This is a genomic window from Mucilaginibacter limnophilus, assembly GCF_004005815.1.
GTDB classification, from domain to species: Bacteria; Bacteroidota; Bacteroidia; order Sphingobacteriales; family Sphingobacteriaceae; genus Mucilaginibacter; species Mucilaginibacter limnophilus.
In genome coordinates this window covers 787,469-800,795 of record NZ_SACK01000001.1, presented here as the reverse complement: position 1 = coordinate 800,795, position 13,327 = coordinate 787,469, and the positions used below count along the sequence as shown (strand labels likewise).

The window sequence follows — 13,327 nt, the reverse complement described above, 5'->3', positions numbered from 1 at the left end:
ATATTGATACTTGTTTACTGTTTGTTATTAAAAAGACATAGCACATGCCATCTTGCCCTAATAAGGGCACAGCCTGGTTGTAAAACATGTTATTACGCTATTGCTCGCCTATCGGGGAGGGAATGTTCAACCCTGTACTAACGGCGCTCCCAAAGTTTGGCGAACCATCGGTATTCCAGGTAAGTTTCTGCATCCTTGATGTTCGGGGTTGATTAGGCGCATTGGGTAGGTTGCGCGCATGGTAAATAAACCAGTTTTCGGTTTGCACTACGCCTTTATCGTCAGTACTGCTGCTTGTAAAAAAGCCATTGTGGCCAGGGCCAAAAACCATGTTCTTCTCACTTTTTGTAAAAACCTGTTTCTTGTTTATCCAGTCTTCGGCATCCAAAGGGTTGCCGTCTGTTTTCAACTGAATTTGTGCCAGGCAGTAGTTATCGCTGCTGTAACGACTGGCCGAGAATATTATAAACACCGGGCTGTTAGCGTCGTGTTGCAATGCAATAGGTCCCTCGTTAACTCCGGCACCTAAAAAGTCGGGCTCCCACCGCTCCCAATCATTAGTTGGCGATGATATTTTTACCCTTGGCCCGCTAAGCGTCCACGGATTTGACATTGGCGCGATGTAAATGTATTGCTTGTATTTTTCATTAGCGTTTTCCCAACCCGACCATATAAAATAGTTTTTATCAGCAATGGTGAGTATCGAGCCATCAATTGCCCACTCGTCATTAGCCGAGTCAAATATCCTGCCCTTAAATATCCAGTTACCTTGTGTAGGGTCCGCGCTATCATTTTCAAGCACAAACATACGGTTACTATCGTTCACTCCCCTTTGTGCGGCAGCAAAATATACATACCATTTACCGGAAAGAAAATGCAGTTCGGGTGCCCATAAGTCGGCTGAGTGATCGGTATTTTCAGGGGGCGTCCATACCACAGTTTCATTTGCGAGAGACAGTTGCGACATAGCACGCGTTTTAGCAATGGCTATGTTACCACCTTTAGTAGAAAGAAAATAATAGTTACCATCTTTCTGGGCAACGAAAGGGTCGGCGTGGTCACCTGGTATAACCGGGTTCTTGAAATACTTTACTTTACTTTCCGTAGCGGAAACTTTTTCAGTAGTATCTCCGGTTGGATTTTTTTGACAGGCTACGGCAAAAAAAGGAATAGCAGCAATTAATAACGCAAGAAATTTATTCTTCATAAAAAGTGTAAATAGAATTGGCATGCACTTTCAAAAAGTTAACTAATCAAGGTTAGTAAAGACACCTGATAACGCACTTTTGAATTAGATATATTGGCTCACCAAATGTATGCAGGAATAGTACGTGTTGATTGAGTTGCTAAAGTCGTAGTTTAAAAAATCAAACCAAATAAAATTGCAAATATCTACAAATCAATATATTGTAAATTTAATTAGCTGAAAAAATCAAACCAAAAAATCCTGTATAAACACATGTTACCACTTATATTTGCTGCTATGCCGTGCCGTCCAACCGCGTGTGCATTGTAAATACAGCACTATCTAACTGACCTATAAATAAACTGATGAGAAGAAAAATTTCAGCGATTATTTTTTGTTTAATAAGCGTTATACATACCTATGCAAACACCCCCAAAACCGATAGCTTATGGTTGTTACTAAAGGCCGAGCTAAAAAAAGGAACCAGCTACATTCAGCGTAAAGAGCAAAAGATCCGGTTAATAAAACAACAATTAGAAAAAATACCGGACGACAATTTTAATCCTCGGTTTCAATTATTATCACATCTTTTTGATGAATATAGCTCTTTCCGGTTTGACTCGGCCATTACGAGTGTTCACCGGATGATTGCCATATCAAAACGGTTTAACGAAAAGCAGCATCTTATTAAAAGCCAAATGGCATATGCTACGGTTTTAATGAAGTCAGGCTTTTATAAAGAGGCGTTTGATGCTGTTGCAGAGGTAGATACAAATCAATTGTCAACACGAACCGAGCATGATTACCTGGTTTTGCGCGCCTTATTATATGCCGAAATAAGTGCCTATAACAATGATGCATACTTCGCGAAACGTTATCATGAGGCATCGGAGGAAGATTTTAAGAGGGCCGCGCAAATAATTAATGTAGATGAATTGGAGAGAACGATTAACCTGGCATTTCTTCCCACAGGAGATAAAAAGAAACCCACAGCGGAATTTTACTATAATTACCTGCTGAGCCGTAAACTATCTGAACACCAAATAGCGATTATTGCCACTCGGATCAGTTATGCTTATGATAATTATGATAAACTTCTACTGCTGACCCTTGCCGCTATTAACGACATCCGTTCGGCCACAAAGGAAACATTTGCCATTTTTTTGCTTGGGCAGGAACTTTTTCAACATAACCGAAACAATGATGCTTATATATGTATGCAGGAAGCGCTTGGCAATGCCGCCTTTTTCGGCACACGAAACAGGGCAGCGCAAATTGAATCGGTATTACCGCTAATAGCAAGCAGGCTAATTGAAGAAAAGCAACACGAAAAGGATATGCTTTGGATTGGTATTGTTATTTTCTTGTTTGTGGCCGTTGTACTTGTTTTTCAGCTGGTATTATTCCGAAAGCAGATGATACGAATAAAAATGAACGACCGGATTATTCAGGAAAAAAACACCGAACTGGAAGACGTAAACGGTAAGCTTTGGGAGTCGTCTCGCATAAAAGAGGAACTTATCGGGCTTTTCTTTAAAACATGTTCGTCATATATAGAAACCCTTGATAAAGTTATACGGAAAGCGCAGCATAACATCAAATTGGGCAAGTATCAGGACGCGACGCGTGTACTCGGTAATGTACATATACAAACAGAAAAGAACCAGTTATTCAGCACGCTCGACAGGGTGTTTCTCACCCTTTTCCCCAACTTTGTGGCTTCATTTAATTCGCTATTAAAGCAAGAAGACCAGATATGGCTTAAAGAAGGTGAAATGATGACGGCCACACTCCGGATATTCGCGCTGATACGTCTCGGTGTTACCGACATTGAGACTATTGCCAAAATACTCGATTATACGGTAAACACGGTGTACACCTACAAAGCGCGCATTAAAGGCAAGGCCCTGGTATCGCCGGATGTGTTTGAGCAAAAGATAATGGAAATTAAATTCACTGATGACCGTTGAAGTAACCGGCTTATAAATGCCGCAACCCGTGGAAGTTCAAACATAACATTTGAATATCCACGGGTTGCGGTAGTAATTAGGTTCAGGGTTTATTTATCTAACTTATTAATTTGTTCGTTAAACCAATCGGCATTGGCCTGGTTGGTAGCCTTTTTAACCGCTTGCGGCAGGCTGCTAAAATTGGTTTGGAAGTAGCCTAACGTTTTGTAGAACTGGCCGGGGTAATATGATAACGACCTGTTAGTTTCTTCACAACGGCCAACTACTTCAGGCAAAATAATATCGGCATCCCTGAATTTTAAGGCAGTTACCGTTTTACTTAATTGCCTAAATTTACGCACCAAACCGGTATTAACATCAAAATTGTTGGTTTGATTGTACTGTACTATTATTTCCTGCTGCGTTGCACAACTTGTTTTCGGCAGCGATATTTCTACCGACAACGTTTTGCCATTATAATTCCAGAAGCCGGAAGCTGGTTCAACAGCATAGTTCATTTTTTTACCATTTACTGTAATTGTGGCAGGCATTTCGGCACCAACTAATCGTACAACATAACTCCTTGCAATAGGCATACCCTCATACGTTCCTTTGCGCGGCATAATGGTTACCTGTTGTTTTCTGCCTTGCAGATGTTTTGAAACAACTTTGGTTGTGGCATACTCGGTTGCGTAGTTTTTTGAGTTGCCTGCATCTTCATAAACAGAGGCCGCACCATCGGCACCCGGGAACACGTCGATAACATAAGTATCAGGCTGCTTTGTTAAATTTTTTGTTTTAGGATATGAAGGAATAACAGCACCCGCTTTAACATAAATGGGATATTCATCTAAAGCAAATGTGCGTTTTACAGTTTGCCCACCCTTTAAAAGTGTACCTGTTTGCCATTCAAACCAGTTGTTTCCCTCAGGAAGCCATACTTCAACTTTTGATTGGCCGTTATCCATCGGAGCAACAATCGGCGCAATCAGCATATCGTCGCCAAACATATATTCTGACGGATTATTGTACGCTGCGTCAACTTCCGGATAATCATAATACAGCGGGCGGCAAAGCGAAATACCGGTATCATACGTTTTGCGGGCCATGGTGTAGATGTAAGGTGCAAGTTCATATCTCAGTTCAATGGCAGTCTTTAACGCGTCATAATATTCACCGCTAAAGTTCCAAACCTCTTTATTGAGATGAGAGTTTTTTGATGAATGCGACCTAAAAATAGGGCTCAAGGCGCCATACTGCATCCAGCGTACGTACAGTTCGGGGTCGAGCTTTTGGTCTGAACCGGGGCCAAACTGGTGACCGCCGATATCATGACTCCAGTATCCGTAAAGTACATTTGACGCGCTACTGGTAAAATAAGGCTGAAATGCCAGTGATTTCCATGAGATAACCGCATCCCCCGAAAAGCCCAGTTGGTAACGGTGATTACCCAAACCACCCCAGCGGTGATACAGCAGCGGGCGCACCGATGTGTTGCGTTCCATATCTGTAAAAAACACATAGTTAAGCCACCAGGTATTGTTCAGGCTTTTTATCTTCTTATCATTAGGCCATTGTTGCCAGTCTAGCCACCAGAAGCTTACACCCATTTTTTCCATTGGATGCAAAACCTTGCCGAACAGCGCCTGCATGTATTTTTTGTTCGACCCTTCGTAAGGGATGTTAGCTTTACTTGTTGTATCAAAGTTCAGTTCCTGCGCCATTCTTTTATAAGGCTCCTCAAACGGGGCAATTCCCGATGCGGGGTGAAGGTTTAGCGTCACCTTTAGATTTTGGCTTTTAATCCAGCTTAACGCACCAGCCGGATTTGGAAAAAGTCGTTTGTTCCAGGTCCAGCCGGTCCAGTGCTTGGTTTGGTCAAACACATCATATTTCGCCCTTAAGCTGTCGGTTTCGTGCCAGTCCATATCAATCACAAATACGTCCAGCGGTATGTTGTGCTCTTCAAAATTATTCACCACATCGCGCACCTCATTTTCTGAATAACTCCAGTACCTCGACCACCAGTAACCAAAGGCGTAACGCGGCGGCAGGGGCACCTTGCCTGCTATCTGTGTAAAATCATACAACGCTTTTTTGTATTGTTTTCCGTAACCAAAAAAGTAAAAATCCTGGTAATCTTTCGCGGGGCGTTCTGTCACCCAGGGCCATGGGGCCGAATCAAACAGCAATTTTTGCGAATCATCTATCAGTGTCCAGCCATCTGTAGCCAGCAGGCCGTCTTCAAGTTCCATTTTCTTTTTATCCCAGATATGGTAGTCGCCGTCAAAATTATCCAATGTACGGTAAGTGCCTTTTAAATTGCCTTTTTGTTTTTTACCCGGCGACCAGCTAAACGTGTGTTTATTGTCAAGAGAAGTAACTGATAGATTTTCCTCAGTAAATTTTCCTGATGCTGTTTTATAACGGAGTTCCAATTCATCGGTTTTAATAACAAGCTCGCCATTTTCTGTTTTTGATGTAAAACGCGGCACCGGCAAATTGCGGTTAATTATGGTTAATGTCGCGTTGTCAATAAACGGCAGTGCAGCCGTCCATTCCATACGTATAAGCCGCGGCGTAAGCACCGTAAACCTTGCCTGGCCCGACTGTACTACAGCCTTTGGATTGGCAAGCGGATGCATGGGCGTTTGCGCCTCGACTGCCCCTATTTGAACTAAAACAAGCAACAGTAAAAGCCACTTCTTTAAATAAAATTTACTTCGGGATTTGAATAAAAACATAATTGTGATGTATAGACTAATAAAATTTGTTGGCGAAGTATTAATTGATCCTGACACGGACACCTTTTTGCAGGCTACCGCTACCGACATATTGTTTGCCGTTTTGCAATATGATGGCCTTTACAGATTTGACATCCTGTTCAATTTTGTAAGTACCACCTACTGAAGAAAGTGCGACTTTAACCACACCATTTTGTGTACTTGCATTAATGGTCAAGCGCTTATAACCTTGTTTTTTGAAAGCCCAACCTTCGCCTGCATCCCAGTACAATTCTCCTGTCGCAGTTCCTTTGGCATCAAGGCATATGTATAAAGTAAGTTCGGCTAAGCTATTCTCCTGAGTGTTTTGAACAACGTTTCCTGCAGGAATAATACCGCCGCCTTTTATCAGTAATTTAGCCTGATATTTATCGGTTTCTTCGCCATTAATTAGATTTAGTGTTTCCCATTTACCTGTCGGCAAATGTGGGTCTTTTGCAAAAGCTGGCACTACCAGCAAATCTTTACCTAATAAAAATACCTGCTCTTCGTTTCTTAAATTCAGATTAGTGGGGTCATCAAAGAAAGCCGGACGCATGATTGGCATCCCGGTTTTATGTGCATTATAAAATAACTTGTACAGGTATGGTAATAAACGATAACGTCTTTCTAAAGCTATCCTTGATGTTTTTTCCATTTCCGCACCAAAAGCCCAAGGCTCTTTATTGTTGGTACCGGCACAGGCATGTCCGCGCGCGAATGGCAGAAAGGTGCCGAAACCAAGCCATTGTCCCCAAAGGTCGGCGCTGGTATTGCCTAAAAAGCCGCCAATGTCCGGTCCGCTGAATGGTTGTCCTGATAAACCTAACGTGATTGACATTGGTACAGACAGCTTCATAAACCGCTCATCGGCATAATTATCGCCCGTCCAGGTGGCGGCGTATCGCTGGCCGCCCAATAGGTTAGCACGGGTTAGCACGAATGGTCGTTTATCAGGCTTTGCCGCCAGTACGCCTTCCCTTGTAGCCTCAACCATCAATCTGCCATAAGCATTGTGGTAAAGCAGGTGCGGACCAGCCGGTAATGCTCCACCACCACGGTGCGGCGTGTGGTAGGGCATAGTGCCCAACTGTAAGTGCTTAGGAAATTCACTGTCGTTCACGGCAGGTTCGTTCATATCGTTCCATACGCCGTCAATACCTGTCGCCAAAAAATCTTTGTATAAATTAGCCCACCACTGGCGTGTTCTGGGCATGGTAAAGTCGGGGAAGGCACAATCGCCCGGCCATACTTTTCCGTGGTACTCCTGCCCTGCTGTGTCTTTTACCCATACATCCTGTTTGGTGCCTGATTGATAAACAGAATAATCTTTATCAAACTTCACACCCGGGTCAATCATAAATACCGAATGAAAACCTTTTGCGTGTAAATCGTTATTTAATTTCTTCGGATTTGGGAAATTCTGTTTATTGAAAGTGAATACGCGGTAGCCTTCCATGTAATCAATATCCATCCAAATTACGTCGCAAGGGATTTTTTTAACACGGAAAGTGTCGGCTATCTCCCTGACACGGGTTTCTGAAGCGTATGAAAAGCGGCACTGCTGATAACCCAAAGCCCACCTTGGCGGCAATTCAATAGTACCGGTAAGTTCAGCCAGACCCTGAACCACTTCCTGCGGAGAACTGCGGTCAATTACCAGCACCCTAAACGCCGGGCCTTCGCTTTTGAAGGTTATCTTATCATCCTCGGTGCTTAGCTCTGCCTTCCAAAAACTATCGAACAATACGCCAAAAGCTGTTCCGTCCGCACGCACACCCATAACCCAGGGATGCGACTGGTATAATCGCGAACCGCCATCGACACCGTAAGCGCCGGTATCGGTATTCCAAAGCTTTATGGTTTTTCCATTACGTAACAGCGGACCGGTTACTTCGCCGCCACCATACAAACTTACCTGTCCGGTGAGATTTACAACGGCAGTAGCCTTACCGTTTACTACGGTAAACTGGGGCACTATCTTCCAGCCTTTAGGTACTGCGTCCAGTATAACTGGTTCTTTTTTTAGAATAAGTGATGGCGTTTTCTTGGGATTGTATCCCTCTGGTATAAATACCGCTATGTTTTTGCCAACAAGGCCCGAATGGTTAATAGGCAAACGCTCGGCAAAGGAGGTGTTATTAGCTAAAAATAATAAGAAAATGATGAATAAAAATCGTGTAGACAGTTTGATCATAGATAAATGAAGATGTTCGATTTAAATAAGATACACCCCTGCAGCAGATTGCCTGCGCAAGGGTGTTCAACTTAATTAGTAACCAGGATTTTGTTTTAGATCTCTATTAACGCCCAAGGTTCTTTGGCCAATGGGGAATATGGCTGTGTGATTATCTGCATCGGGTTGTTTATCCCACCAGGTACCGGAATTAAACACTCCCCAACGAATCAGGTCGATACGGCGGCGGCCCTCGCCTAAAAATTCACGTCCCCATTCATCCAGCATTTCCTGATCGGTGAGCTGGCTTCCGCTTGCATCATACAAGCTTGGTGATCCGGCTGGATAGTTACGCTTTCTTACCTGGTTCAGTAAGTCAGCAGCGCCGGCCTTGTCACCTTTACGGTATAAACATTCGGCAAGAGAATAATAAATTTCCGATAATCGTATTTCAGCATAGGCCGAGGTAATTCGGTTTGGATCGGGCGTTGGATATACCGGGTATTTAACCATAAATATGCCCGAGTTATGATCGGCATGATTCATGTTCGACTCCTTGTCTGCAATTTTTTTACCTGGCTTGGTATCAAGGAACATGCCTACCTGGTCGCGAATGAATAAAGGATAGCTGCCCTTATTCCCTCTAACCGTATCAGCAACCTCCTGTCCGTTAACCGTGCGTGTAAAAGGCAGGTAACCAAACAGAAACATACCTTCACGTTTACTATTGCCCAGATTTTTGTATTTTGTTAAACGGAAGTCATCAGGATACTTCTGGAATTTAACAAACGGCTTGCCCAGTGCATGATTGTATTCAACGCTGTCAACATCGCGTCCCGGCTGCAATGCATAACGTGGGTTCGACTGTCCGAAGTCGGTAAATCCACAATACAGTGGCCCCGCATCATACGTCATTCCCCACCAAAACATACCACCATCATACTGCCAGTGCGTACGTGCCAATGTTCCCGGAAAACCATATATCACTTCCGATTCAAGTGAGGTATTGGTATAGTCAAACGGGGCATCCCAGCGGGTATCCAACTGGTAAGCGCCGTATTTACCTGCGATAATATCTTTACAAACTGTCTCGCATTCAGCAAATTTATCAACGCCTATATACACTTTGGCATTAAGATAAAGCCTAACCAGCAAAGCAGCAGCACTGGCTTTTGTCCATCGGCCTATGCCTTTAGCGCCAAGCTGCTCACGCGTTGGCAAGCCCGGTATCGATTCTAAAAGCTCCTTCTCGATGAAATTGAAAGTTTCCTGCGGTGTTGCCTGCGGACCACTTTGGGTTGAGGTTTTTACATCGGTTACAAGTGGAATATTCCGGTAAAAGTCGAAAGCTCTAAGGTTGAACCATGCTCTCAGCGTGCGCAATTCTGATTTAAAATCGGCCAGTTCTTCCGGAGTTACGCTTAACTTCGCAGGGTCTCTTATGCTTTCCATGTCCTGTAAAGAGTTGGTAGAAAGCACAACACCCTGAAACAGGTTTGTCCAAACACCATCGGTAAAGCCATCCTGTGTTGTCCAGGTGTGGTAGTGCATACGCTGATAATAACCACCATCCTGCCAGTCACCCTGGCGGTTGTAAGTACCTATTTCATCGGTACTGTTTTCCATAACGGCGTAATAATCATTACCCTGTATGCTCCAGTAACCATGCTCAAACGGACGTAAAAACGCGCGTATCACATCATCGCGGCGGGTAAGGAAACTTGCCGCATCCACCTTATCATAAACCTTCTCATCAAGTTTTGTACAGCTGCCCGAAATTATGGATATGAGCAGCGCGCTGCTTATTATAAATTTATTTTTTTTCATGTTGTAAATGCTTAAAATGTTGCCTGTAAGCCTAATATCACCTGCAGTGTTGCGGGGTAATAGTTCAATGAGGTGTTTACACCAGGGGTAAGTCCGTTAATCTCTATCAAATCAGGGTCGCCGCCTGTGTACTTGGTGAAGGTGTGCAGGTTACGGCCCGCAGCATAAAGCCTTATCGATTTCAGGTATTTGGTTTTGAGCGGTTGTGTGTAACCCAATGCAACGTTATCAATTTTTACAAAAGAGCCCGATTCAAGAAAATAATCAGACGCCAGTGACGCGGTAGCCGGATTGGTTAACTTTGAGTATTTGCTTTTAGGGTCGAAAGCTGATTTCAGCACATTGGCGTCGGCTTGTGCCGCCGGTGTACCCAGATAAAACGCCGGGGTGTTAAATATCTGATAACCGAATGCTCCGCGCAGAAATACGTTCAAATCAAAGCGCTTGTAGCGAAAAGCATTGTTTAAAGAAGCTATGAACTTTGGTTGTCCGTTACCTACAAACTGCTTATCGTCGGCACTCGACTGATTAGCCGGCACAATGCTGCCGTCTTTTTTATAAACCAACAGCGCGCCTGTTTCATCAACACCTGCAGAGCGCAGCATATAAAACTCGCCGATTATGCGTCCTTCCTGTAAACGTTGTATGCTGCCTGGTGAACCTGGGGCAGGTAAGCCGGCAACATCGCGGAACGGGTCGCCCTGGTATATCGAGTTAGAGAATGACACAAACTTATTGCGGTTATAAGCCGCCGCTATGCCAACTACATATGACATATCATTCTTTTTAATTACCTCGCCGCTCAATGAAACCTCAATACCATGATTTTTCATAGTACCTACGTTTGCAAAAGTTTCAGTTTGCGAGTTAGGCGGAAGCGGTACCCTGTAACCGCCCAGCAAATCCTTATTGGTACGTACGTAGTAATCTATCGAACCCGATAAGCGGCTGTTGAGCAAGCTGAAATCAATACCCGCGTTAAAGTTGATAGCTTTTTCCCACCTCAGGTCGGGGTTAACGTTTGATGACGGGCCGTACACCTGGTATTGTGTGCCTTCAAACGGGAAATATCCGGCACCGCCGTAAAGCAACAGCGAAAGGTAATTGTCAAAATCCTGGTTACCTGTAACACCATAGTCGGCACGCACCTTAAGTTCATCTAACCATGGTATAGCACCTTTAAAAAATTCTTCTTCAGAAACTCTCCAGGCGCCCGAAACTGCAGGGAAATTACCCCATTTGTTTTGCGTGCCAAATTTTGAAGAACCTTCATGACGCAAGCTGGCAGTAAGTATATAGCGGTTATTAAAGTCATAATTAAGCCTGCCAAAAAATGCAATAAGCGTAGAACCGTTTTGTGTTGATCTTACCGCTGATTGCCCCTGCCCTGCCGCGCCGCCATTATACAATCCCGACCCCAGGTTATTCCACAAATAGGTATCAAACGGAAAGTCGTAATTTTGAGCATAAAACTGCTTGTAATTGTACAGCGAGTAAGAGTAACCTCCCAGTAACTTAAAATGATGCTTGTTTAAATTAAGTGAATAATTACCTGTCCACTCTAAGTTTTTCTGGTCGTTCTCCTGCTGTTCCTGCGACGCAAAGTTGGTTTGCGTTGTGCTGTTAGCATGTACTATTGCCGACAAAGTAGACGGCCTGAAATTCATATTACGTGCCGATCTTGTTATCTCAGAAATAGTTATAGTACTCGATAAATTATCTAAGATATTAACCTTTAACGAGGCATTAATATCTAACTCTTTGATATCAGCGTCAGACTTTATAAGGCGACCATTTTCTACCGGGTTATTTGAAAAGAAACCGGTATTGATATAGTTGTACTTCCCTTCTTCATTATAAATTGGGTAAGTAGGATTTAGCGTTAAAGCATTATTAAAGTTCCCTAAATCGGAATTGCTGGTGTTCATAATGCGTGGTGCAACGTTCAGCGTACCTACAAACACATTATCGCTGGTAGCGTGGTTTACGCTGATGCGCGCGCCGTATTCTTTTTTGTGTGCCCTGAGGTCAATTCCATCAGCATTACGGTAATCTGCGGATGCAAAATAATTGCTTCTTTCAGACCCGCCCGAAAGTTGCAAGGTGTGTTTCTGGCTGAAAGCCGGCGAATTGGTCACTTCTTTAAGCCAGTCGGTTTTGGCACCATAGTCCTGCCCCTGATTATTTTTCACCCGGTTATTCAGAAACTCGTCTGCCGAAAGGTTTTCCAGGCGATTAGTCACATAATCGAAACTGGCGTAACCGTCATAAAACATCCGGCCCTGTGAGGTGCCTTTTTTGGTAGTGATGATGATAACGCCGTTACCACCACGGGTACCATAAATGGCCGATGCTGCACCGCCTTTAAGCACATCAATGCTTTCTATATCGTTTTGGTTGATGTTGTCGATATTTCCACCCGGAACACCGTTGATGACGAACAACGGACCAAGGCCTGCTACCCTTGAGGATGCACCCCTCAACTGGATGTTAGGCGATGAGTTAGGGTCGCCGTTTGAGGTGTTGGTGATAGTTAAACCCGCTACCTTACCCTGTAACGACATTAAAGGATTGTTGGCCGAAACCGGAAGCAGGTCTTTACCCGAAACGTGGGTAATGGAGCTTGATACTTCTTTCTTGTCAAGGGTGCCGTAACCAACACTTACTATAACAACTTCATTTAAGGTATTGTTGCTCTCCTGGAGCTCCACATTTACCGTGTTTGTCCCGGTTAAATCAACCGTTTTGGTTGCATAACCAATAAATGAGAACTTCAGGCTTTTGGTAGCTTCGGGCACGCTGAAACTGAAATTACCATTAGCGTCTGAGGTAGTTCCTGTGGTTGTCCCGGCAGCAACGATACTTACACCGGGTAAGCCTGTTTTTGTACTTGCATCTGTCACTTTACCGCTAACCTGTTTGTTTTGGGCAAAGGCGGATACACTTACGATAAAAATCAGGACACAAGTGCTCAATAATCGTAAAAGTTTTTCTCGCATGATAAATTTAAAATTGGTTTAAAGGACGGCATCAAGCCCATTGCTGCAGACAATGGAATGATGTCATGTTAATAGAATTATCGCGCTCAAATTCCTTAAGACAAATTAAGTGCGTTAAAAGCTGGTTTTTGGAGCTTTGAAACCAGCGCATTTAAAAATCCAAAAAGTTTATTTTATAAACAATTGATAATAAGCACATTATCAATTGTTTAGATGTTAAAAATCAAAACACATCTGTAACAACCTGATTGATAAATTGGTTAACATAGGTGTTTTAACCACTTATAAATATTCAACCAACCTTTTATGCACACTTATAAAAGGCTTTACAAAGAGTGTGTTTACCGGAGACATATTTGACGATTTAACAGCTTCTTAGATATTTGTAAGAAATACCATGCTGCGCTGCTAACTGACCATTTAATTTC

The 13,327-nt window shown here is 43.4% G+C and carries 6 protein-coding genes; 1 reads left to right on the top strand and 5 read right to left on the bottom strand.

The features are described from left to right. Positions 1–97: 97 nt before the first annotated feature. Positions 98–1,207, bottom strand: coding sequence for a glycoside hydrolase family 43 protein (locus EOD41_RS03360; protein WP_164849872.1), 1,110 nt, complete (start codon positions 1,205–1,207; stop codon positions 98–100). 344 nt (positions 1,208–1,551) lie between these two features. On the opposite strand from EOD41_RS03360, the gene EOD41_RS03355 reads away from it, so the two are divergent. Continuing rightward, positions 1,552–3,156, top strand: coding sequence for a DUF6377 domain-containing protein (locus tag EOD41_RS03355; protein WP_127703350.1), 1,605 nt, complete (start codon positions 1,552–1,554; stop codon positions 3,154–3,156). Between the two features lie 89 nt (positions 3,157–3,245). Here EOD41_RS03355 and EOD41_RS03350 read toward each other — a convergent pair whose 3' ends face one another. From EOD41_RS03350 to EOD41_RS03335, 4 genes are all read right to left on the bottom strand, one after another. Then, on the bottom strand, positions 3,246–5,825 hold the full coding sequence (locus tag EOD41_RS03350; RefSeq protein WP_205780482.1) for a glycoside hydrolase family 31 protein: 2,580 nt from the start codon (positions 5,823–5,825) through the stop codon (positions 3,246–3,248). Positions 5,826–5,919: 94 nt separating this feature from the next. Further along, complete coding sequence (locus EOD41_RS03345) at positions 5,920–8,094, bottom strand: TIM-barrel domain-containing protein (protein WP_127703348.1); 2,175 nt, start codon at positions 8,092–8,094, stop codon at positions 5,920–5,922. A 75-nt stretch (positions 8,095–8,169) separates the two neighbouring features. Next, entirely contained in the window at positions 8,170–9,900 is a 1,731-nt protein-coding gene (locus EOD41_RS03340; protein ID WP_127703347.1) for a RagB/SusD family nutrient uptake outer membrane protein, read from the bottom strand. 11 nt (positions 9,901–9,911) lie between these two features. Beyond that, on the bottom strand, positions 9,912–12,899 hold the full coding sequence (locus tag EOD41_RS03335; protein WP_127703346.1) for a SusC/RagA family TonB-linked outer membrane protein: 2,988 nt from the start codon (positions 12,897–12,899) through the stop codon (positions 9,912–9,914). Positions 12,900–13,327 lie beyond the last annotated feature (428 nt).

What these genes read in the sequence shown, in the direction of transcription:
- EOD41_RS03360 (WP_164849872.1), bottom strand. Translation starts at nt 1,207, where the DNA reads ATGAAGAATAAATTTCTTGCGTTATTAATTGCTGCTATTCCTTTTTTT.
- EOD41_RS03355 (WP_127703350.1), top strand. Translation starts at nt 1,552, where the DNA reads ATGAGAAGAAAAATTTCAGCGATTATTTTTTGTTTAATAAGCGTTATA.
- EOD41_RS03345 (WP_127703348.1), bottom strand. Translation starts at nt 8,094, where the DNA reads ATGATCAAACTGTCTACACGATTTTTATTCATCATTTTCTTATTATTT.
- EOD41_RS03340 (WP_127703347.1), bottom strand. Translation starts at nt 9,900, where the DNA reads ATGAAAAAAAATAAATTTATAATAAGCAGCGCGCTGCTCATATCCATA.
- EOD41_RS03335 (WP_127703346.1), bottom strand. Translation starts at nt 12,899, where the DNA reads ATGCGAGAAAAACTTTTACGATTATTGAGCACTTGTGTCCTGATTTTT.